Below are 25,832 nucleotides of genomic sequence, written 5' to 3' on the forward strand. Positions count from 1 at the left end.
CATCGAGGCACTTCGGTCGTCGCTGAAGGAGATCGAGCGACTCCGGGAGCGCAACGCGCAGCTGGTCGCGGCCGCGTCGGAGCAGATCGCGATCGTCGGCATGGGTTGCCGGTACCCCGGCGGCGTGCGGACGCCGGAGGACCTCTGGGACGTGGTCTCCTCCGGCCGGGACGTGGTGTCCGCGTTCCCGGCCGACCGCGGCTGGGACTTGGACGCGCTGGCCGCCGGGTCGAGCGCCGCCACCGAGGGCGGTTTCCTGTACGACGTCGCCGACTTCGACGCGGATTTCTTTGGCATCTCCCCGCGTGAGGCCGTCGCCATGGACCCGCAGCAGCGGCTGCTGCTCGAGGTGTCCTGGGAGGCGCTGGAGCGGGCCGGTCTCGACCCGGCGTCGCTGCGCGGCTCCCGCACCGGCGTTTACGTCGGAACGTCCAGCCAGGACTACGTCAGCGTGCTGACCGAAGCCGGCTTCGACATGTCGCTGTTCGGCTCGACGGGCGCGGTCGCGAGCGTGTTGTCGGGCCGCTTGTCGTACGTGCTGGGGCTGGAGGGTCCCGCGGTCTCGGTCGACACCGCGTGCTCGTCGTCGCTGGTGGCCATTCACCTGGCTGCGCAGGCGCTGCGGGCCGGGGAGTGCGAACTCGCGCTCGCCGGTGGTGCGGCGCTGATGTGCTCGCCCGGTGCGTTCGTGTCGTTCACCGCGCAGGGCAACGGCTTGGCGCCCGACGGTCGGTGTCGTTCGTTCGGTGAGGGTGCGTCCGGCGCGGGCTGGGCCGAGGGTGTCGGGGTACTGGTTCTCGAACGGCTCTCCGACGCCAGGCGCAACGGCCACGAGATCCTGGCCGTGGTGGCCGGCTCCGCGGTCAACCAGGACGGTGCGTCGAACGGGCTGACGGCGCCGAACGGGCCCTCGCAGCAGCGCGTGATCCGGGCCGCGCTGTCGTCCGCGGGCCTGACCCCGGCGGATGTCGACGTGGTCGAGGCGCACGGCACGGGCACGGTCCTCGGTGACCCGATCGAGGCGGACGCGCTGATCGCCACCTACGGCCAGGGACGCCCCGCCGACCGGCCCGTGCTACTGGGCTCGATCAAGTCGAACATCGGCCACGCCCAGGCGGCCGCCGGGGTGGCCGGCGTCATGAAGATGGTCCTGGCGATGCGCCACGGCACGGTGCCGCCGACCCTGCACGCCGACCCGCCCACGTCGCACGTGGACTGGACCGCCGGAGCGGTGCGGCTGCTCACCTCGGCGGAGAACTGGCCCGCCGTCGACCGGCCGTGGCGGGCCGGTGTGTCGGCGTTCGGGATCAGCGGCACCAACGCGCACGTCGTCGTGCAGCAGGCTCCGGCGGCGGCGCCGGTGCCCGCGACGGCGGAGGCGGCGGTGCCGTGGGTGGTGTCGGCGAGGACTTCCGCGGCGCTGGACGCGCAGATCGGCCAGGTGGGCCGGGTCGAGGGGAACCCGGTGGACGTCGGCTGGTCGTTGACGCGCCGGTCGGTGTTCGAGCACCGGGCGGTGCTGCTCGACGGTACGGAGCTGGCGCGAGGGGTGGCCGCGGATCCGACGGTCGGTGTGGTCTTCACCGGCCAGGGTGCGCAGCGCCTCGGGATGGGCCGGGAGTTGTATGACCGGTTCCCGGTGTTCGCGGAGGCGTTGGACGAGGTGCTCGCCGAGTTCGCCACCGACGTGCGTTCGGTGATGTGGGGCGATGACACCGAGGCCCTGGCCCGCACGGGCTGGGCGCAGCCGGCGTTGTTCGCGGTCGAAGTCGCCCTGTGGCGGCTGGTGGAGTCGTTCGGGGTGCGTCCGGCGGCGGTGGCGGGCCATTCGATCGGTGAGGTGACCGCGGCGCATGTGGCGGGGGTGTTGTCGCTGGCGGATGCGTGTGCGTTGGTGTGGGCGCGTGCGTCGCTGATGGACGCCCTGCCCGCGGGTGGGGCGATGGTGGCGGTGAACGCGTCGGAAGACGATGTCCGGGACCTGCTGGGTGAGGATCTGGCGCTCGCGGCGGTGAACGGGCCGCAGGCGGTGGTGTTGTCGGGCACCGCCGAGGCGGTGGAGCGCCTGACCGTGAAGTACAAACGGTTGAGCGTTTCGCACGCGTTCCATTCGCCGCTGATGGACCCGATGCTGGCGGACTTCGCCCAGGCGCTCGGCGGGGTGACCCTGCAAACTCCTGCCTTACCGGTGGTGTCGACGGTCACTGGCGGGGTGGCCGTGCTCGACAGCGTCGATTACTGGGTTCGGCAGGTACGCGAGCCCGTGCGCTTCGCGGATGCCGTGACCAGCATGCGTGAGCTGGGCGTCGACACGGTTCTCGAACTGGGGCCGGACACCGCGCTGACCGCGCTGGTCGAGAACGGGATCGCCATCCAGCGGCGGAACCGTCCCGAAGTCACGATGCTTCTGAGCGGCCTCGCGCAGCTGTTCGTGCGCGGCGCCGACGTCACCTGGGAGACCGCGTTCGCCGGGCTCGACCCGCGCCGGGTCGACGTGCCGACCTACGCGTTCCAGCGGCAGCGCTACTGGCCGGCACCCCGACCGGCCGAACTCGAACCCGCTCCCGACCACTGGTGGTCCGCGGTCCGCGCCGACGGCCCCGAGTCGCTCGCCTCCCGCCTCGGGATCGACGCCGTCGACATGGTCGGCGACGTACTCGACGGCCTCGACGCCTGGCGCGACAGCCTCACCACGCGGACCCTCGCGGACTCCTGGCGGTACCGCGTCACGTGGCGTCCCCTGACGACCGTGCCCGACGGGCCGCCGCCGGCCGGGCGCTGGCTGATCCTCACCCCACCGGCAGGGGACCGGATCACATCGCTCTTCGACGACCTCACCGTCATCGAAGTGACGGACCGGACCGAGACCGCCGAGCGGCTGCGGGCGCAGAACGGCCCATTCGCCGGGGTGCTGTCACTGCTCGGGCTCGCGTCGACCGTCACCGCCGTCCAAGCTTTGGGCGACGCCGGGATCGACGCCCGCCTCTGGCTGGTCACCCGGGGTGCCGTTGCCACCGGACGCGCCGACCCCGCACCCGACCCGGCGCAGGCCGCGCTGCTGGGGCTCGGCCGGGTCGTCGCGCTGGAACATCCGGACCGCTGGGGCGGAGTCGTCGACCTACCCCCCGCAGCGGATCCGAGTGTGCTGCGTCGCCTGTCCGCGGTGCTCGCCGCGCCGGTGGCGGGGGAAGACCACTACGCGGTGCGGCCGTCCGGGGTGTACGTGCGGCGTCTCGTCCATGCCACCGCCGCCCCCGCGGAGCCGGTGGGCTGGTCGGGCGCGGTGCTGGTCACCGGCGGCACCGGGGGGCTCGGCGCGCAGGTCGCCCGGTGGCTGGCCGGTCAGGGTGTGTCGTACCTGGTGCTGGTGTCTCGCCGTGGGCTCGAGGCGCCCGGTGCGGTCGACCTCGCCGGTGAGCTGGAAGAGCTCGGCGCCGGCGTGCGGGTGGTCGCGGCCGACGTGACCGACGAGGCCGCGATGACCGCCGCCGTGGCGGACCTCCCGGTGCCGCTGACCGGCGTCGTGCACACCGCCGGCGTGGTGCGCGACGGGGTGTTGGAAGGCCTCACCCCCGACGCCCTGCGTGAGGTGTGGTCCGCGAAGGTCGACGGCGCCCGCGTGCTCGACGCGGTCACCGCCGGGTTCGACCTGCGCGCGTTCGTCGTCTTCACGTCGATCGCCGGGGTGTTCGGTTCGGCGGGGCAGGCGAACTACGCCGCCGCGAACGCCGCGCTGGACGCCTGGGCGGCCGAGCGGCGTGCCCGCACCGGAGTCGGCACCGCGATCGCCTGGGGTCCGTGGGCGTCGGTCGGCATGGCCGCCGACACCGACGTCGTCGAACAGCGCGTCCGCCGCGGCGGGTTCGCCCCGATCGAACCCGGCGCGGCGCTCACCGCCCTCGACGCGGCCGTGCGTTCCGGCGACGCCGCGGTCGCGGTCGCCGACGTGGACTGGACCCGGTTCACCAACCCGCCGCCGTTCCTCACCGACCTGGCCGTCGCCCCGCACACCACCGCCGCCGAGGAACCGACCGACTGGGCATCCCGGCTCACCGGGCTTCGGCCCGCGCAGCGACCGGCCGCGGCGGTCGAGCTCGTCCACACGCTGGTGGCGCAGACCCTCGGGTATCCCGACGCCCAGGCGCTCCCGGCGGGCCGCGCGTTCCGCGACCTCGGCTTCGACTCGCTGACCGCCCTCGAACTGCGCAACGCGATCGCCGCCGCGACCGGGCTGCGCCTGCCCGCGTCCCTCGTCTTCGACTACCCGACGCCGGACGCCCTGGCCGAGCTCCTGCTCGCCGAACTGCTGCCGGCCGGGAGCGTCGTCGAGACGACGGACGACGTCGCGGGTCGTCTCGGCGAGGACCCGGTCGTGATCGTCGGCGTGGGCTGCCGGTACCCGGGTGGGGTCACCGACGCCGAGGGGCTTTGGCGGGTCGTCGCCGACGGCGTCGACACGATCAGCGGCCTGCCCACCGACCGCGGCTGGGACCTGATCGGCCTCGACAACCTCGCGACCACCGGCCGCGGTGGCTTCGTCGACGGCATTGCCGACTTCGACGCCGAGTTTTTCGGGATCGCGCCGCGTGAGGCGCTGGCGATGGATCCGCAGCAGCGGATCTTGCTGGAGACGGTGTGGCAGGCGTTGGAGGACGCGGGGATCGATCCGACGTCGTTGCCGGGTTCGCCGACCGGTGTGTTCGTCGGCACGAACGGCCAGGACTACCCGAGTGTCCTGCAACGCGCTGTCGACGTGCACGACTACGTAGCCACCGGCAACAACGCCAGCATCCTGTCCGGCCGGGTGTCCTATCTTCTCGGGCTCCAGGGGCCTGCGCTCACCGTCGATACCGCGTGTTCGGCGTCGCTGGTGGCTCTGCATTTGGCCGCCCAGGCGTTGCGGTCCGGTGAGTGTGACCTTGCCGTCGCCGGTGGCGTGTCGCTCATGTCCGGGCCCGGCTCGTTCATCGAGTTCGGCACCAAGAACGGCCTGGCCCCGGACGGCCGGGTGAAGGCGTTCTCGGACGACGCCGACGGCACGGTGTGGGGCGAGGGCGCCGGGGTGCTGGTGTTGCGGCGCCTGTCGGACGCCGAAGCCCGGGGTGACCGGATTCTCGCGGTGGTGCGGGGCTCGGCGGTGAATCAGGACGGAGCGTCGAACGGCCTCACCGCCCCGAACGGCCCGTCGCAACAGCGGGTGATCCGGTCGGCGTTGGCGTCGGCGGGGCTGTCTCCGGCGGATGTCGACGTGGTGGAGGCGCACGGCACGGGTACGGCGTTGGGTGATCCGATCGAGGCGCAGGCGCTGCTCTCCACGTATGGCCAGGAGCGCGAGTATCCCCTGCTGATCGGGTCGATCAAGTCGAACATCGGGCACACCCAGGCCGCGGCCGGGGTGGCGGGGATCATCAAGATGATCGGTGCGTTCCGCCACCGGAGCCTGCCGCGCACGCTGCACGTGGAATCCGTGTCCGGGCACGTGGATTGGGCGTCCGGTGCGGTGTCGGTGCTCACCGAACCCGGCGAGTGGCCGGTGGTGGACCGGCCGTGGCGGGCCGGGATCTCGGCGTTCGGGATCAGCGGCACCAACGCCCACGTGATCCTGGAGCAGCCGCCCGCTTGTGCCGCGGCCCAGCCGGGAACGGGCCCGACACCGTGGATCGTCTCGGGCAAGACACCGGAAGCGCTCCAGGCCCAGATCGACAACCTGCACGCCGTCTCCGGTCTCGACCCCGCCGACGTCGCGCACACGCTGACCACCCGCGCGGCGTTCGCGCACCGGGCGGTGCTCCTGCCCGGAGAAACGCCCCGCGAACTCGCCCGCGGCACCGCTCGCGCCCCCGGTGAGATCGTCCTGGCGTTCGGCGGCCAGGACGCCGCGTGGCTCGGCATGGGCCGTGACCTGCTCACCGAGTCACCGGTGTTCGCCGCCCGGCTCGCCGAGTGCGCCGAGGCTCTCGGCTGGTCCGTCGCCGACGCGCTCGCCGACGACGACGCGCTGCGCCGTGTCGAGGTGCTACAGCCGGTGCTCTGGGCCGTCATGGTGTCGCTGGCCGCGGTCTGGGAGTCCGTCGGCGTCCGCCCCGCCGCCGTGCTCGGTCACTCCCAGGGTGAGGTCGCCGCGGCCTGCGTCGCCGGGTTGCTCACGCTGGCCGACGGCGCCCGCGTCGTCACCGCCCGCGCCACGCTCGTCGCCGAGCGGCTCGCGGGCTCCGGCGCGATGCTGTCGGTGCTGACCGGCGTCGACCAGGTGCGTGAACTCATCGGCGACGCCGACGTCTCGATCGCCGCCGTCAACGGTCCCCGCGCGGTGACCGTCAGCGGCACCCCGGACGCCGTCACGCTCATCGAACAGCGCTGCGCCGCGGCCGGCGTCATGCGCTGGCGGCTCGCCGGTGTCGACTTCGCGGCCCACTCCGCGCAGGTCGAGGCACTGCGCACGGACCTGCTCGACCAGCTCGCCGACCTGGCTCCGACCGCGTCGGACGTCGCCTTCTATTCCACGGTGGACGGAATCTGGGTCGACGGCACCGCCCTCGACGCCGACTACTGGTACCGCAATCTGCGTCAACCGGTGTTGTTCGACGCCGCGGTCCGCGGCCTGCTCGACGCCGGGTTCCGGACGTTCGTCGAGGTCTCGCCGCACCCCGTGCTGAGCGTCGGGCTGCACGACACGGCCGGCGACGAGCCGATCATCGCCCTCGGAAGCCTACGCCGCGACGACGGCGGTCTCACCCGGCTGGTCACCGCGTTCGCGGAGGCCCACGTCGCCGGGATCGTCGTCGACTGGTCCGCGGTGATCGGCGCTGCCGGCCGCGTCGAGCTGCCCACCTACGCGTTCCAACATCGGCGGTTCTGGCCCCGGCTGGCCGTCGGCAGCGGCGACCCCGCCGGGCTCGGCCTCGTCGCGGCCGCCCACCCGCTCCTCGGTGCCGCGACAGCCGTGCCCGACACCGGCGGTGTCGTGTTCACCGCACGCTGGTCGCTCGCCACCCACCCGTGGCTCGCCGACCACGCCGTCGGTGACCTCCTCGTTTTCCCCGGTACCGGGTTGCTGGAGCTGGCCGTGCGGGCCGGCGACGCCGTCGACTGCGGACAGGTCGAAGAGCTCACGCTGCAGGTGCCGCTGGTGGTGCCGCGGGACGGTGCGATCGCCGTCCAGGTGTGGATCGGCGGCGACCAGGACGGCCGCCGTGCGGTCGACGTGTTCAGCCGCCCCGCCGAAACGGCCGGGCCGCTCGGATCGGACTGGGTGCGGCACGCGACGGGCACGGTTAGCGGTGCGGCGTTGCCCGCTCCCACTCCGGTCGACCCGATCTGGCCGCCGTCCGGTGCCACCGCGGTTGTCGTCGACGGCGTGTACGAGCAGTTCGCGGCGTCCGGCCTGCACTACGGCCCGGTCTTCCGCGGTCTGCGTGCCGTCTGGGAGGAACCGGCGGCGAACCGCGTCTACGCCGGGGTCGCGCTGCCCGACGACGTCCACGGCGACGCCGGACTGTTCGGCCTGCACCCGGCCCTGTTCGACGCGGCACTGCACGCGGTGGGCTTCGCCGACCTGTCCCGCGGTGCGAACGGGCGCCTGCCGTTCAGCTGGCAGGACACCGTGCTGCACGCCTCTGGCGCCGCAGCGCTGCGTGTCGTCGTCACCCGGACCGGGCCCGACACCGTCGCGCTGCAGGGCATCGACGCCGATGGGGAGCTCGTCGTTTCGGTCGGCTCGCTCGTGCTGCGTGAGGTGCCCGACGGTGGGCTGCGCCCCGCCGCCCCGGTCGTGGACGGCCTGTGGCGGGTGACCTGGACACCGCTGCCCGCGGCGGCCGTCGTCGCGCCGGAGCGCTGGCTGTCGACCACCGACCTCCGGCGCACCGACCCGCAGGAGCCACCGACCGTCGCCGCCCTGACGGTGCCCACCGGCGACCCTGGCACCCCGCTGCCCGAGCGGGCGCGGGCCGTGACCGGCGAGGTACTCGCCCAGCTCCAGTGGTGGCTGGCGCAGGAGTGGACGACACACATCCCCCTGCTCGTGGTTGCCGGGCCGTCCGTGGCGGCCGCCGGGGTGTGGGGGCTGCTGCGTACGGCTCAGTCCGAGCACCCCGACCGGTTCGTTCTCGTCGACACCGCCGACGAACCGCTTACCGCCGAGACGGCCGCGGCCGTACTGGCCGCCGGGGAACCCCAGATCGTCGTCCGCGGCGGCGTCCTGCACCGCGGGCGCCTGGCCGCGCTACCCACCGTCGACGGCCCCGACTGGGACCCCGACGGCACCGTGCTCGTCACCGGCGGCACCACCGGCCTCGGCGCCCTCGTCGCCACCCACCTCGTCCGCCACCACGGCGTGCGGCACCTGCTGTTGGCCAGCCGCCGCGGACCGGACGCCCCCGGCGTCGACGACCTCACCGCCGGGCTGGAAGCGGCGGGCGCGCGGGTCCGGATCGCCCGCTGCGACCTGGCCGACGCCACCGCAGTACGGCACCTGCTCGACGGCGTCACCGACGAACACCCGCTGACCGCGATCGTCCACTCCGCAGGCACCCTCGACGACGGCGTGCTCGACTCGCTCACCCCGGACCGGATCGACACCGTGTTCCGGGCCAAGGTGGACCCGGCGTGGATCCTGCACGAAGCCACCGCCGACGCGCCCCGGCTCCGGCAGTTCGTGCTCTTCTCGTCGTTCGCCGGCACCGGCGGCAGCGCCGGCCAGGGCAACTACGCGGCGGCGAACACCGTCCTGGACGCGCTCGCCGTGCACCGCCACGGCCTCGGTTTGCCCGCCGTCTCGATCGCGTGGGGACCGTGGTCGGTCGGCAGCAGCCTCACCACCGCGATGACCGACGCCGACTTCGAGCGCATGGCCCGCCAGGGCTTCCCGCCGCTCACCGCGGAGCAGGGCCTCGCCTGGTTCGACGTGGCCGTCGCGACCGGCGAACCCGCCGTCGCCGCGCTGCCGGTCGACCGGGCCGTGCTCCGTACCGCTGGCTGGGTCGCCCCGCTGCTGCGGGGGCTCGTGCCGGTGTCCGCGCGGCGCACCGCCGCCGACGGCACCGGCGGCGGAGGCCTCGCCGACCGGCTCCGGCGCCTGCCCGAGACCGACCGCCTCGACTCGCTCACGACGCTGGTGTGCGGCCAGGTCGCCGCGATCCTGGGCTACGCCTCGGCCGCGCAGGTCCACCGTGACCGGGCGTTCCGCGAGCTCGGTTTTGACTCGCTGACCGCCGTCGAGCTGCGTAACCGCCTCGCCGCGGAGACCGGCCTGCGCCTGCCGGTGACGCTCGTTTTCGACTATCCGACTCCGGCGACGCTCGCCGCGATGCTCCTGCATCAGGTCCTCGGCGACGAGCCCGTAGTGGATGTCCCGGTGGCCGTCGACACGGGCGATGACGACCCGATCGTCATCGTCGGTATGGCCTGCCGGTATCCCGGCGGCGTCAGCAACCCCGACGAGCTGTGGCAACTGCTCGTCGAGGGCCGCGACGCGATCTCCGACTTCCCGGCCGACCGCGGCTGGACCCTGGACGTGACCGGGGACGCCATCCCAGCCGGTGGCTTCGTCTACGACGCCACCGAGTTCGACCCCGGCTTCTTCGGCATCTCGCCGCGCGAGGCCGTCGCGATGGACCCGCAGCAGCGTCTGCTGCTCGAGACGTCGTGGGAAGCGTTCGAGAACGCGGGTATCGACCCCACCGCGTTACGCGGCACCAGCACCGGCGTGTTCGCCGGTCTGATGTACCACGACTACGCGCTCGCCAACGGCTCGTTCCCGGAGGGCTCCCAGGACTTCCTCGGCAACGGCACGTCGGGCAGCGTCGCGTCCGGCCGCGTCTCCTACACGCTCGGGCTCGAAGGCCCCGCCGTCACCGTCGACACCGCCTGTTCGTCGTCGCTGGTCGCGCTGCACCTGGCCGTGCAGGCGCTGCGCTCCGGTGAGTGCGGCCTCGCGCTCGCCGGTGGCGTCACCGTGATGAACACCCCCAGCGTCTTCGCGGCGATGGGCCGGCAGAGCGGCTGGGCCACCGACGGCCGTTCCAAGGCTTTCGCCGACGCCGCCGACGGCGCCGGTTTCGCTGAGGGCATCGGGCTCGTCGTGGTGGAGCGGTTGTCCGACGCGCGGCGTCACGGGCACGAGGTGCTGGCCGTTGTGGCCGGCTCCGCGGTCAACCAGGACGGCGCGTCCAACGGGCTGACCGCGCCGAACGGTCCGTCGCAGCAGCGGGTGATTCGGGCGGCGCTCGGTTCGGCGGGTCTTTCGCCGGCGGATGTCGACGTGGTGGAGGCGCACGGCACCGGGACGGCTCTCGGGGATCCGATCGAGGCCCAGGCGTTGCTGGCGACGTACGGCCAGGGCCGGGAGCGGCCGTTGCTGCTCGGTTCGGTGAAGTCGAACATCGGTCATGCCCAGGCGGCGGCCGGTGTCGCCGGAGTCATCAAGATGGTGCTGGCCCTGCGTCACGGCGTGGTGCCGGCGACCTTGCACGTGGACAGTCCCTCGTCACACGTGGACTGGGAGGCCGGCGAGGTCCAGCTGGTGACGTCGGCCGCGGAGTGGCCGTCGGTGGACCGTCCCCGGCGCGCCGGTGTGTCGGCGTTCGGGATCAGCGGCACGAACGCACACGTGGTCCTCGAGCAGGCCCCAGCGGCTTCCGCGCTCTCAGGCCCGGCGGCGGCGGAGTTGGCGGCCCCGGCGGCGGAGCTGGCGGCACCGGGGTCCGGCGCGCTCGTGCCGTGGGTGGTGTCGGCTCGCTCGGCGGTGGCGTTGGGTGGGCAGGCGGCCCGGCTGGCGTCCGCGGTGGCCGGGACGGACGTCTCCGCGGTGGACGTCGGGTGGTCGCTGGTGGCGACGCGGGCTCGGCTTCCGTACCGGGCCGTGGTGTGGGGATCGACCACGCGCGAGTTGGTCGCTGGTCTGGGCGGCGTGGCCGGCGGCGGTAGTGGCGAGAGTGGCGTGCGGCCGGTGTGGGTTTTCCCCGGTCAGGGGGCGCAGTGGTGGGGGATGGGACGCGAGTTGTGGGAGGGCTCTGCGGCTTTCCGGCGGACCGTCGAGGAGTGCGCCGAGATCCTCGATCCGATGGTCGGGGTGTCGATCGTGGACGCGGTGGTCGGCAACGGCGATCCGGCGGTGTTCGATCGGGTTGAGGTCGTTCAGCCGGTGTTGTTCACGGTGATGGTGGGCCTCGCGCAGGTGTGGGAGTCGTTCGGGGTGACGCCCGGTGCGGTGATCGGCCACTCGCAGGGTGAGATCGCGGCGGCCTATGTCGCCGGGGCGTTGTCGTTGCGGGATGCCGCGACCGTGGTGGGTCTGCGGAGCCGGGCGTTGGTGGCCCTGCGGGGCACCGGCGGGATGATGTCGGTCGCAGTCCCCGTTGATGACCTGGGCGAACTCCCGGCGGGGGTGGCGGTCGCGGCGGAGAACGGGCCGTCGTCGGTCGTGGTGAGCGGCCCTGACGAGCTGCTCGACGAGCTCCACGCGCGGTTCACGGCCGAGGGCGTCCGGGCGCGTCGGGTGCAGGTGGACTATCCGTCGCACGGTCCGCAGATCGATTCGGTGGCGGACGAGGTGCTGCGGGTGCTGGCCGGGATCCGGCCGATGGTGCCGCGGGTGCCGATGTACTCGACGGTGACCGGGACGCGGATCGACGGCGAGATCCTCGACGCCGGGTACTGGTTGTCGAACCTGCGGCAGACCGTGCGGATGCGTTCGGCGGTGGAGGCCGCGTTCGCCGACAGCGCCCGGGTGTTCGTGGAGATGTCCGCGCATCCGCTGTTGGGGCTCGGCATCGAGCAGACGTTCGAAGCCTGGCAGGGCGGCGAGGACGCGGTCGCGGTGGTCGAGTCGCTCCGCCGGGATGACGGCGGCCTTGACCGGTTCGGGGCGTCGCTGGGTGCGGCGTTCGTCGCGGGTGTGGACGTGGAGTGGTCGTCGTGGTTCGCGGGGCTGAACCCGCGGCGGGTGGCGTTGCCGACATACGCGTTCCAGCGGCGCCGCTACTGGCTGGACGACCCCAGTGTGAGCACGCCCGAGTCCGACGGATGGTGGGAATCGCTCGGCGGCGGCGACGCCGACACACTCGCCGCGCAGCTCGCGCTGGACGAGGAGACCGCCGCGGTAGTCGCCCCCGCACTGACCGCGTGGCGGGAGCGCCGGGACACGACCGTGCGACTCGACTCATGGCGCTACACGGTCGGATGGAGCCCTCTGCCGACCACAGCCGGGCGGCTGACCGGACGGTGGCTGCTGGTCCTGCCCGACGCACCGGACGCATGGGCGCTGCAGATCCACGAAGGTTTGCGCACCCACGCCGACGACCTGACGACCGCCGACGACGGCGGGGCCTATGACGGCGTCATCTGCCTGGTCGGTGAGCCGCTGGACGTGGTCGCGGCGCTGGGGCGGGCGGACGGTCCGGTCTGGTGCGTCACCCGTGGCGCGGTGACGACAACCGCCGACGGTGACGTCGACCCGGCGCAGGCGGCGATCTGGGGCCTCGGCCGGGTCGCGGCGCTGGAGCAGCCCGACCGCTGGGGCGGCCTGATCGACCTGCCCGCCGACCTCGACGACCGGATCATCACCGGACTCACCGCCGCCCTCCTCGGCCCCGAAGACCAAGTCGCGGTACGACCCCACGGAACGTTCGGCCGCCGGCTGCGTCGCGCACCGGCCGGTCCCGCCGCGGTGCTGTGGCGGACGTCCGGCACCTGGCTCATCACCGGCGGCACCGGCGGCATCGGCGGTGTCGCGGCCACCTGGCTCGCCGGCCGCGGCGCGGAACACCTGGTGCTGCTCAGCCGGCGCGGCCCCGAGGCCCCCGGCGCTCCCGAACTCGCCGAACGCCTCCGCGCCGACGGCGCCGAGGTCACGCTCGTCGCCGGTGACGTCGCCGACCGGAACGTCGTCGCCGCCGCGCTGCGTGACGCCGGGCCCGTGCGCGGGATCATCCACGCGGCCGCCGTCTTCGACGGGGACCGGCCGGTCGCCGAACTGACCGCTGAGAGCCTCGCCGCGATGGCCGGCCCGAAAGCCCTCGCCGCCCAGCACCTCCACGAGCTCACGGCCGACGCGTCGCTCGACGCGTTCGTGCTGTTCACCTCCGGCGCCGGCGTGTGGGGCGGCGGCGGTCAGGGCGGTTACGCCGCGGCCAACGCCTCCCTCGACGCCCTCGCCCAGCACCGCCGCGCCACCGGCCGGCCGGCCACCGCGGTCTCGTGGGGCCTCTGGGACGGGATCGGCGCGGCCGCCGACCCGGCCGTCGTCGAAGGCCTGCGCCGCCAGGGTGTCCTGGCGATGCCTCCGGAGCAGGCGATCACCGCGCTGGAGCAGGCCCTCGGCCGCGGCGACACGACGGTGACCGTGACCGCGATGGACTGGCCGCGCTTCGCCGAGACGTTCACCGCCACGCGCCCCAGCCCGCTCCTGTCCGACCTGCCCGAGGCGCTGCGGACCGAACAACCCGCCGACGCACCGCTGCTCCACGGCGAACTCGTGCCGCTCCCGCCCGCGCAGCGCGTCAAGGCACTCCTGCGCATGGTCCGTACCGAGGCCGCCGACACACTGGGCCACGCCGACGCCGACGCCATCCCCGCCGGCCGGGCGATGCGTGAACTCGGCTTCGACTCGGTCACCGCGGTCGAGCTGCGCAACCGCCTGCGCGCCCGCACCGGCCTGACGCTGCCCGCCGCGATCGCCTTCGACTACCCGACCGCCACCGCGCTCGCCGAGCACCTCCACGGCCTGCTCTTCCCCGACACCGAGACCACCGCCGACCCCGACGACGACGTCCGCCGCGCCCTCGCCGACATCCCGGTCGGCAACCTGCGCCGCACCGGCCTGCTCGACCTGATCCTCCGCTCCACCGGCGAGCTGCCCGCCGCCGACGAGCCCGCCTCCTCGGCCGAGGTGGCGCTGCTGCGGGAGCAGAACGCCACCCTGGTCGCGGCGGCGACCGAACCGATCGCGATCGTCGGCATCGGCTGCCGGTACCCGGGCGGCGTGCGGTCACCGGAGGACCTGTGGGACGTCGTGTTCTCCGGCCGGGACGTGGTCTCGGCGTTCCCGGCGGATCGCGGCTGGGATCTGGACGCGCTGGCCGCCGGGTCGAGCGCCGCCACCGAGGGCGGCTTCCTCTACGACCTGCCTGATTTTGACGCCGACTTCTTCGGCATCTCCCCGCGTGAGGCCGTCGCCATGGACCCGCAGCAGCGGCTGCTGCTCGAGGTGTCCTGGGAGGCGCTGGAGCGGGCCGGTCTCGACCCGGAGTCGCTGCGCGGCTCCCGCACCGGCGTGTACGTCGGCACCACTGGGCAGGACTACGTCGGCGTCCTCGCGCGCTCCGGCGAGGATGTCGCCGCCTACGGGTCGACCGGCGCCGTCGCGAGCGTGTTGTCGGGCCGCCTGTCGTACGTGCTGGGGCTGGAGGGTCCCGCGGTTTCGGTCGACACCGCGTGCTCGTCGTCGCTGGTCGCGTTGCACCTGGCGACGCAGGCGCTGCGAGCCGGAGAGTGCGGGCTCGCCCTGGCCGGCGGCGTCGCGGTGATGTCGTCGCCGGGTGCGTTCGAGTCGTTCACCGCACAGGGCAACGGCCTGGCGCCCGACGGACGGTGCCGGTCGTTCGGCGACGGCGCGTCCGGCGCCGGCTGGGCCGAGGGCGTCGGGGTACTGGTTCTCGAACGCCTTTCCGACGCCAGGCGCAACGGCCACGAAGTCCTGGCGGTGGTGGCCGGTTCGGCGATCAACCAGGACGGGGCGTCGAACGGGCTGACCGCGCCGAACGGGCCGTCGCAGCAGCGCGTGATCCGCGCCGCGCTCGCGTCCGGCGGGCTCACCCCCGCCGACGTCGACGCCGTGGAGGGCCACGGCACCGGCACGGTGCTCGGCGACCCGATCGAGGCCGAAGCGCTGATCGCCACCTACGGCCAGGACCGGCCGGACGACCGGCCGCTCTGGCTGGGCTCGATCAAGTCCAACATGGGGCACGCCCAGGCCGCGGCCGGCGTCGCCGGCGTCATCAAGATGGTGATGGGGCTCCGCGAGGGCCTGCTGCCCCGCTCGCTGCACTGCGACGTGCCGTCGCGGGAGGTGAACTGGTCCGGCAGCGGCGTCGCGCTGCTCGGCGAGGCCCGCTCCTGGCCCCGGACACCGGACGCGGTACGCCGGGCCGGCGTGTCCTCGTTCGGTATCTCGGGCACGAACGCGCACGTCGTCGTGGAGGAGGCGCCGTGGGTAGAGCCGACAACGGCAACCGCGCCCACTGACGTCGTCGTGCCGTGGGTTCTCTCCGCGAAGAGCCCGGAGGCGCTGCGCGGACAGGCCGAGCGGGTTCTGCACCGCCTGGACCGGACTTCGGCCGGCCCGGCTGACGTCGGCTGGTCGCTCCTGCACCGCACCGGCTTCGACCACCGCGCGGTCGTTGTCGCCGCGAACACCGACGAGTTCCGGCGGGGCCTGACCGCAGTGCTGCACGACCGGCCCGATCCGACGCTCGTCCGGAGCGACGCGGTCACCGACCGGACCGTCGGGGTCGTGTTCTCCGGCCAAGGCGCGCAGCGGCTCGGCATGGGCCGGGAGCTCTACGAGCGGTTCCCGGTGTTCGCCGCAGCGTTGGACGAGGTCCTGGCCGGGTTCGCCACCGACGTGCGTTCGGTGATGTGGGGCGACGACGCCGAGACCCTGGCCCGCACAGGCTGGGCGCAACCGGCATTGTTTGCGGTCGAAGTCGCCCTGTGGCGCCTGGTGGAGTCGTTCGGTGTCCGCCCAGCGGCTGTAGCGGGCCACTCGATTGGTGAGGTCACCGCTGCTCACGTGGCCGGGGTGCTGTCCCTGGCCGATGCCTGCGCATTGGTGTCAGCACGGGCCTCGTTGATGGACGCGCTCCCCGCGGGTGGGGCCATGGTCGCGGTGAACGCATCCGAAGAGGATGTCCGCGGCCTGTTGGGTGAGGACCTCGCGCTTGCGGCGGTGAACGGGCCGCACGCGGTGGTGTTGTCGGGCACCGCCGAGGCGGTGGAGCGCCTGACCGTGAAGCACACCCGGCTGCGGGTGTCGCACGCGTTCCACTCGCCGCTGATGGACCCGATGCTGGCGGACTTCGCCGACGCGCTCCGCGACGTGACGCCGCAGGCCGCGACCCTGCCCGTGGTCTCGACGGTCACCGGCCGGGTCGCCGCGCTCGACGACGTCGACTATTGGGTGGAGCAGGTACGGCAGCCGGTGCGGTTCGCCGACGCGGTCGCCGCGCTGCGCGAGCTGGGCGTCGACACGATCCTGGAACTCGGCCCGGACACTGCGCTGACCGGCCACGTCGAGGGCGGCGTCGCGATCCAGCGGCGGGACCGTCCGGAGGTGACGACGTTCCTGGCCGGGCTCGCCGCGCTGGACACCAGCGCCGTCACCTGGGACGAAGCGTTCGCCCGGCTGGGTGCGCGGCGGATCGACGTGCCGACCTACGCGTTCCAGCACCGGCGCTACTGGCCTGCTCCCCGGCTCGGCGGCACCGCCGACGTCGCTGCCGCCGGGCTCGCCGCGGCGGATCACCCGCTGCTCGGCGCGACGGTCGAGCTGCCCGACGGCGGCGTCGTCCTCACCGGAACGCTGTCGCTCGCCACCCAACCCTGGCTCGCCGAGCACGTCGTCGACGGGCGGGTCCTGCTCGCCGGCACCGCGCTCGTCGACCTGGTCGTCCGCGCCGGTGACGAGGTCGGGCACGACCGCGTCGAAGAACTGACGCTGCAGGCCCCGCTCGTCGTCCCGGACACCGGCGCCGTGCAGTTGCAGGTGCGGGTGGAGGCCCCGGACGCCACCGGCCTGCGCCCGGTCAGCGTGCACAGCCGCGAGGACCAGGACGCCGAGTGGCGTCGCCACGCCAGTGGTCTGCTGGCCGTTCCGGTCCCCGCTCCCGACGCCGACCTGCGGACCTGGCCGCCCACCGGAGCGGAGGAGCTGCCGGTCGGGGGCTGGTACGACCGGTTCGCCGACGCCGGGTTCGGGTACGGCCCGCTCTTCCGCGGCCTCGAACGCGTGTGGCGACGCGGTGACGACATCTACGCGCAGGTCAGCCTGCCCGACCACGCCGCGGTCGCTGGGTTCGGCGTCCACCCCGGGCTGTTGGACGCAGCCCTGCACGGCGCGGCCGCCGGCGCCCAGGACGGCGCCGGAGCCGGCGGCGGACTGCCGTTCGTGTGGCAGGGCGTGTCGGTGTACGCGACCGGCGCGACGTCGCTGCGGGTCCGGCTGCGCCGCACCGCCGAGGACCAGGTGTCGCTGGTCGCCGCGGACGCGGCGGGCGGACCGGTCGTGGTGGTGGAGTCGGTGGTGTTCCGCGCGGCGAGCGGGCCGGTGGCTCAGCAGCTGTACGCGGTGGAGTGGCCGGTGGTGAGCGCGACGCCGTACGCGGGCCGGGTGCTCGAGCTCGGCGACCTGCCGTCGGCGGAGCCGGCGACGGTGCTGTGGCGTTTCGGGGCTGGTACCGGGGATGTCGTGGCGGATACGCATCGTGCGGTGGCCGAGGTGCTGGCGGCGATGCAGGAGTGGCTGGCGTCGGACGTCACGTTGGGTCATCGGTTGGTGTTCGTGTCGCGCGGCTCCGGCCCTGCGGTGGAAGCGGCGTGGGGTCTGGTGCGGTCGGCGCAGAACGAGCACCCCGGGGTGTTCGGCCTGGTCGACGTCGAGCACGAGGATGACCTCGCGCTGGCGCTGGGGTCCGACGAGCCGCAGGTCGTGGTGCGTGACGGAGTGGTGCGTGCGGCGCGGTTGGCGCGTCACTCGGCCACGGGAGAGACGCCGGATCTGCGGGGGACCGTGTTGATCTCCGGTGGGCTCGGTGGCCTCGGTGCGCTCGTGGCGCGGCATCTCGCCGAGCGGGGTGCGCAGAAGCTGGTGCTGGTGGGCCGAACGGCTCGGGGTGCGGCCGAGGCTGTGGCAGAGCTGTCCGCGCTCGGCGTCGAGGTGGTGGTGGAGGCCGCGGACCTCGCCGATCGGGATGCGGCCGCGGCCGTGCTGGCGCGGCACGAGATCAACGCGGTGGTGCACGCGGCGGGCGTGCTGGATGACGGTGTCGTCGGGTCGCTGACGCCTGAGCGGGTCGCCGGGGTGTTGCGCCCGAAGGTCGACGCCGCCTGGAACCTGCACGAGCTCACCAGCGACCTCGACGCGTTCGTCGTGTTCTCGTCGCTTGCCGGGGTGCTCGGCTCCCCGGGGCAGGGCAGTTACGCGGCGGGCAACGCGTTCCTCGACGCGCTGATGGCCGCTCGGCAGGCGCAGGGCCTCCCCGGGCTGTCGATCGTCTGGGGCCCGTGGGACCTCGACGCCGGCATGGTGACCGCCGACAACGTGGCCCGGGTGAGCCGGTCCGGTCTGCCCGCGCTCACCCCCGAAGCCGGGCTCGCCCTGTTCGACGCCGCGCTGTCCTCGTCCGCCGCGGCCGTCGCGGCGATCCAGCTCGACCTCCGCGTCTGGCGCGAAGCGGCCACCGTTCCCGCGGTCCTCCGATCCCTGGTGCGGTCGCGGTCGCGCCGGGTCGCGGTCGCCGGAACCGCCGTTGTCGAAGGGCTCGTCCAGCGCTTGGCCGGACTCGACGACGAGACCCGCCTGGCCACCGTCGTCGAACTGGTCCGTGCGGAAGCCGCGCACGTCCTCGGTCACCCCGACCCGGCGAGCGTCCGGACCGGCCGCACGTTCCAGGAACTCGGCTTCGACTCCCTCTCGGCCATCGACCTGCGTAACCGGCTCACCGCGTCGACCGGACTCCGGCTGCCCGCGACGCTCGTCTTCGACTACCCGACGATCACCGCGCTCGCCGGTTCCGTCGTCGACGAACTGCTGGGCAGCGCGGCACCGGTCGCGGTCGTGCCGGCTACCCCGAAGGTGGCGGACGACCCGATCGTGATCGTCGGCATGGCCTGCCGCTACCCCGGCGGTGTCTCGTCGCCGGAAGACCTGTGGCGGCTCGTCCTGACCGGTGGCGACGCCGTGTCGGAGTTCCCCACCGACCGGGGCTGGGACCTCGCCAACCTCTACCACCCCGACCCCGACCACCCCGGCACGTCCTACTCCCGCGAGGGCGGGTTCCTGCACGAGGCCGCGTGGTTCGACCCGGAGTTCTTCGGCATGAGCCCCCGCGAGGCGCTCGTCACCGACGCGCAACACCGGTTGCTGCTGGAGACGAGCTGGGAGGCGATCGAACGCGCCGGCATCGACCCGGTGTCGTTGCGTGGCTCGCAGACCGGCGTGTTCGCCGGGGTCATGTACAGCGACTACGGCGGCGCGGGTGCGGCGCCCAGCGTCGCGTCCGGCCGGATCTCGTACACGCTCGGCTTGGAGGGCCCGGCCGTCACCGTCGACACCGCCTGCTCGTCGTCGCTGGTGTCGGTGCACCTCGCGGCGCAGGCGCTGCGGTCCGGCGAATGCGGGCTCGCGCTCGCCGGTGGGGTCACGGTGATGGCGCACCCCGCGGCGTTCGTCGAGTTCTCGCGTCAGCGTGGGCTCGCCCCCAACGGCCGGTGCAAGTCCTTCGCCGACGCCGCCGACGGTGTGGGGTGGTCCGAGGGCGTCGGTGTGGTCGTGTTGCAACGCCTGTCCGACGCGCGGCGCGACGGTAACCGGGTTCTCGCGGTGGTGGCGGGGTCGGCGATCAACCAGGACGGCGCGTCGAACGGGATGACGGCGCCGAATGGTCCGTCGCAGCAGCGGGTGATTCGGGCTGCGTTGGCCAATGCGGGGCTGGAGCCGGGTCAGGTCGATGTGGTGGAGGCGCACGGTACCGGCACCACGTTGGGTGACCCGATCGAGGCGCAGGCGCTGCTTGCCACGTATGGGCAGGACCGGGTGGAGCCGCTGTGGCTGGGGTCGGTGAAGTCGAACCTCGGGCACACGCAGGCGGCGGCCGGGGTCGCGGGGATCATCAAGATGGTCGAGGCGATGTCGCACGGGGTTCTGCCGGCGACACTTCACGTCGATCGGCCGTCGTCGCACGTGGACTGGGAGGCCGGGAGCGTTTCGCTGCTCACCGAGAGCACGCCGTGGCCGCAGACCGGACAGCCGCGTCGGGCCGGTGTTTCGTCGTTCGGGATCAGCGGCACGAACGCGCACCTGATCCTGGAGCAGGCGCCGGTGGTGGCCGCCGTGCCCGCGCCCGTGGATGCAGTGGTGCCGTGGGTGGTGTCGGCGAAGACTCCGGCGGCGTTGGACGGGCAGATTGATCGGCTGGAGTCCGTGGACGGGCATCCGGTGGACGTCGGGTGGTCGCTGACCGGCCGATCGGTGTTCGAGCACCGGGCGGTGTTGCTCGACGGTCTTGAGTTGGCGCGGGGTGTGGCCGCGGATCCGGTGGTGGGTGTGGTGTTCACCGGTCAGGGTGCGCAGCGGCTCGGGATGGGTCGGGAGTTGTACGCCCGGTTCCCGGTGTTCGCGACGGCGCTGGATGAGGTGCTGGCCGGGTTCGCTTTCGACGTGCGGTCGGTGATGTGGGGCTCCGATCCGGAGATGCTGGGCCGCACGGGCTGGGCGCAGCCGGCGTTGTTCGCGGTCGAGGTGGCTCTGTGGCGTTTGGTGGAGTCGTTCGGGGTGCGTCCGGCGGCGGTGGCGGGCCATTCGATCGGTGAGGTGACCGCGGCGCATGTGGCCGGGGTGTTGTCGCTCGCGGATGCCTGCGCCTTGGTGTCGGCGCGCGCGTCGTTGATGGACGCGCTGCCGGCGGGTGGGGCGATGGTGGCGGTGAACGCTTCCGAGGACGATGTCCGGGATCTGTTGGGTGAGGACCTCGCGCTTGCGGCGGTGAACGGGGCTCACGCTGTGGTGCTCTCGGGCACCGAGTACTCCGTCGACCGGGCCCTGGAGGCGCTGACCGAACGTGGCGTGAAGTGCACCCGGTTGCGGGTGTCGCACGCGTTCCACTCGCCGTTGATGGAGCCGATGCTCGCTGACTTCGCTGATGCGCTCGACGGGGTGACGCTGCAGACTCCGGTGTTGCCGGTGGTGTCGACGGTCACCGGTGAGGTGGCTGCGCTCGATAGCGTCGAATACTGGGTTGAGCAGGTGCGTGAGCCCGTGCGCTTCGCGGATGCCGTGACCAGCATGCGTGCGCTGGGCGTTGACACGGTTGTGGAGCTGGGGCCGGACACGGCGCTGACCGCGCTGGTGGACGGCGGGATCGCTACCCAGCGGCGGGACCGGCCCGAGGTGAGCACTCTGCTGGGCGGTCTCGCGCAGCTGTTCGTGCGTGGTGCCGGGATCACCTGGTCGGCTGCGTTCGCCGGGCTGGGCGGGCGGCGGATCGAGTTGCCGACGTACGCGTTCCAGCGGCAGCGGTACTGGCCGGCCACCCCGACCGGTAGCGGCGACGCCGTGGGCCTCGGCCTGACCTCCGCGGAACACCCGCTGCTCGGCGCGACCGTCGACCTGGCCGACGGCGGTGGGGTCGTGCTCACCGGTCGGCTGTCGGTGGGTGCGCAGCCCTGGCTGGCCGAGCACGTGGTGGCCGGACAGGTGCTGCTCGCCGGCACGGCGCTGGTCGACCTCGTCGTGCGGGCCGCGGACGAGGTCGGGTGCGCGCGGGTGGACGAGCTGACGCTGCACGAACCCCTGGTCCTCGTTGACCACGAGCCGGTGACGCTGCAGGTGCGGGTCGACGCGCCGGACGCCGAGGGCCTGCGGACCGTGGCGGTGCACAGCCGCCCCGGCAACGACGCCGACTGGCGACAGCACGCGAGTGGCCGGATCGCGCCCTCCGCCGACCCCCGACCGGAATCCGACCTGACGGTCTGGCCCCCCGCCGACGCCGAGGAACTACCGCTCGACGGCTGGTACGAACGGTTCGCCGAGGCGGGCTTCGAGTACGGGCCGCTGTTCCAGGGGCTGCGCCAGGCGTGGCGCCGGGGCGACGAGGTTTTCGCCGCCGTGGAGTTGCCGGAAACCGACGTCGCCGGGTTCGGTGTGCACCCCGCGCTGCTGGACGCCGCGGTGCAGGCCGGCGCGCTCGTCGTGCAGCCGACCGACGCGTCCGCCGACGGCGGGCTGCCGTTCGTGTGGCAGGGCGTGTCGGTGTACGCCGCGGGCGCGACCTCACTGCGCGTGCGGGTTCGGCGCGTGGGGGACGACCAGGTGTCGCTCCTGGCCGCGGATGCGGCGGGCGGAACGGTAGCGGTCGTGGAGTCGGTGTTGTTCCGCGCGTCCGGCGGACCGGCGGCGTCCACGGGTGAGCAGCTGTACGCGGTTGAGTGGCCCGCGGTGACCGGTACGCCGTACGAGGGCCGGGTGCTTTCAGTCGGTGACCTGCCGTCGGCGGAGCCGGCGACGGTGCTGTGGCGTTTCGGGGCTGGTACCGGGGATGTCGTGGCGGATACGCATCGTGCGGTGGCCGAGGTGCTGGCGGCGGTGCAGGAGTGGCTGGCGTCGGATGCCACGGTGGGTCATCGGTTGGTGTTCGTGTCTCTTAACGCGATCGGGTCGGACCCGGTGGTGGAGGCCGCGTGGGGTTTGGTGCGGTCGGCGCAGAGTGAGCATCCGGGGGTGTTCGGGCTGGTCGATGTCGAGCACGAGGACGATCTGCCGCTGGCGTTGGGGTCGGATGAGCCGCAGGTGCTGGTGCGCGATGGTGTCGTGCGTGCGGCGCGCCTGACCAAGTACACCGCGGAGGGGGCGCCCCCGAACTTGGGCGGCACGGTCCTGGGCACGGTGCTGGTTTCTGGTGGGCTCGGTGGGCTGGGTGTGCTGGTGGCGCGGCATCTGGCTGAGCGGGGTGCGTCGAAGCTGGTGCTGGTGAGCCGGTCGGGGATGAACGCTCCGGCCGCGGCTGAGGTCGTGGCGGAGTTGTCTTCGCTCGGCGTCGACGTGGTGGTGGAGGCCGCGGATCTCGCGGACCGGTCGGCGGCCGAAAGCGTGCTGGCCCGGCACGAGATCGATGCGGTGGTGCACGCGGCGGGTGTGCTGGACGACGGTGTGGTCGGTTCGTTGACGGCTTCGCGGGTGGCTGGGGTGTTGCGTCCGAAGGTGGATGCCGTCTGGAACCTGCACGAGCTGACCCCCGGGGCCAAGGCCTTTGTGGTGTTCTCGTCCCTCGCAGGTGTGCTCGGTTCCCCCGGCCAGGGCAGTTACGCGGCGGCGAACGCGTTCCTCGACGCGCTGATGGCCGCCCGGCGGGCTGACGGGCTCCCCGGGCAGTCGATCATCTGGGGACCGTGGCGTTCCGGGATGGCCGCACCGGCCGACCTCGAGCGGATGGGGCGCTCCGGCCTCCCCGCGATGCCGGTCGAGCAGGGACTCGCGCTGTTCGACGCTGCCCTCGCCGCCCCTGGGGCGGACGTTGTCGGGGCCAAGCTCGACTTCGGGGTGCTGCGCGCCTCGGCATCCGTGCCGGCGGTGCTCCGCGGGCTGGTTCGGACGCGGTCGCGGCGGGTCGCGGTCGCCGGAACCGCCGTGCTCGAAGGGCTCACCCAGCGACTGTCCGGACTGGACGACGACACTCGCCGGAACACCGTCGTTGAGCTCGTCCGAATCCAGGTCGCGCAGGTGCTCGGCCACGCGGACGCGTCGGCGATCCCGGAGACCCGGTCGTTCCAGGAGCTCGGGTTCGACTCGCTCGCGGCGATCGACCTGCGCAACAAGCTGACCGCCGCGACCGGTCTGCGGCTGCCCGCCACGCTGGTGTTCGACTACCCGAACACGGCGGTGCTGGCCGGGTTCGTGCTGGACGAACTGGTGGGAGGCTCCGCACCGGCTGTCGTCGCGCCGGTAACCCCGAAGGTGGCCGACGATCCGATCGTGATCGTCGGGATGGCCTGCCGATACCCGGGCGGTGTGTCCACACCGGAGGACCTCTGGCGGCTGGTGGCGTCCGGCGAGGACGCGGTGACCGAGTTCCCGTCGGACCGGGGCTGGGATCTGGCCGGGCTCTATCACCCGGATCCGGACCACGTGGGCACGTCCTACGCCCGTGAGGGTGGGTTCCTGCATGAGGCGGCGTGGTTCGATCCGGAGTTCTTCGGGATGAGCCCGCGGGACGCCGTCGGGACCGACGCGCAGCACCGGTTGTTGCTGGAGACGAGCTGGGAGGCGATCGAGCGGGCCGGGATCGATCCGGTGTCGTTGCGTGGTTCGCAGACCGGTGTGTTCGCCGGGGTCATGTACAGCGATTACGGGGGCGCGGGGTCGTCGCCGAGTGTGGCGTCGGGGCGGGTGTCGTACACGTTGGGCCTGGAGGGCCCGGCGGTGACGGTGGATACGGCGTGTTCGTCGTCGCTGGTCGCGGTGCATCTGGCGGCGCAGGCGCTGCGGTCCGGTGAGTGTGGGCTGGCTCTGGCCGGTGGTGTGACGGTGATGGCGACGCCGGGTGCGTTCGTCGAGTTCTCGCGGCAGCGTGGGCTCGCCCCCGACGGTCGGTGCAAGTCGTTCTCGGACGACGCGGACGGCGTGGGTTGGTCCGAGGGCGTCGGTGTCGTGGTGCTGCAGCGGTTGTCCGACGCGCGGCGCGACGGCAACCGGATTCTCGCCGTGGTGGCCGGTTCTGCGGTCAACCAGGATGGTGCCTCGAACGGGATGACCGCGCCGAATGGTCCGTCGCAGCAACGGGTGATCCGGGCGGCGCTGGCGAACGCGGGTCTGCACCCGGGTCAGGTCGACGCCGTGGAGGCGCACGGCACCGGCACGACGCTCGGTGACCCGATCGAGGCGCAGGCTCTGCTTGCCACGTACGGACAGGATCGTTCGGAGCCGCTGCTACTGGGGTCGGTGAAGTCGAACCTGGGTCACACGCAGGCCGCGGCCGGGGTCGCGGGGATCATCAAGATCGTTGAGGCGATGTCCCACGGTGTGCTGCCGGCGACGTTGCACGTGGGCCAGCCGTCGTCGCACGTCGACTGGGAGTCCGGGAACGTTTCGCTGCTCACCGAGAGCACGCCGTGGCCGGCCACCGGGCAGCCTCGTCGGGCCGGGGTCTCGTCGTTCGGTATCAGTGGCACGAACGCGCACGTGATCCTCGAGCAGCCCCCGGCCGCGGCGGCGCCGGATCGTGGCGCGCACGTGATCCTCGAGCGCGGGTCGGTGGCCGCACCTGCGGACGCGGTCGTGCCGTGGGTGGTGTCGGCGAAGACTTCCGCGGCGCTGGACGCGCAGGTCGGCCGGCTGGCGGCGGTGGACGGGCATCCGGTGGACGTCGGGTGGTCGCTGACCGGCCGATCGGTGTTCGAGCACCGGGCGGTGTTGCTCGACGGTCTTGAGTTGGCGCGGGGTGTGGCCGCGGATCCGGTGGTGGGTGTGGTGTTCACCGGTCAGGGTGCGCAGCGGCTCGGGATGGGTCGGGAGTTGTACGCCCGGTTCCCGGTGTTCGCGACGGCGTTGGATGAGGTGTTGGCGGGGTTCGCTACGGATGTTCGGGCCGTGATGTGGGGCTCCGATCCGGAGATGCTGGGCCGCACGGGCTGGGCGCAGCCGGCGTTGTTCGCGGTCGAAGTGGCCCTGTGGCGTTTGGTGGAGTCGTTCGGGGTGCGTCCGGCGGTGGTGGCGGGGCATTCGATCGGTGAGGTGACCGCGGCGCATGTGGCGGGGGTGTTGTCGCTGGCGGATGCGTGTGCGTTGGTGTGGGCGCGTGCGTCGCTGATGGACGCCCTACCGGCCGGTGGGGCGATGGTGGCGGTGAACGCGTCGGAAGACGATGTCCGGGACCTGCTGGGTGAGGATCTGGCGCTCGCGGCGGTGAACGGGCCGCAGGCGGTGGTGTTGTCGGGCACCGCCGAGGCGGTGGAGCGCCTGACCGTGAAGTACAAACGGTTGAGCGTTTCGCACGCGTTCCATTCGCCGCTGATGGACCCGATGCTGGCGGACTTCGCCCAGGCGCTCGGCGGGTGACCCTGCA

1 pseudogene is annotated in these 25,832 nt (G+C 73.2%); it reads left to right on the forward strand.

Features of this window, described 5'->3' with window-relative positions:
- Positions 1–10 precede the first annotated feature (10 nt).
- A pseudogene (locus CRYAR_RS49625) lies at positions 11–25,756 on the forward strand (type I polyketide synthase); the annotation flags it as partial.
- Between the last annotated feature and the right edge of the window lie 76 nt (positions 25,757–25,832).

This window comes from Cryptosporangium arvum DSM 44712, from assembly GCF_000585375.1.
GTDB classification, from domain to species: Bacteria; Actinomycetota; Actinomycetes; order Mycobacteriales; family Cryptosporangiaceae; genus Cryptosporangium; species Cryptosporangium arvum.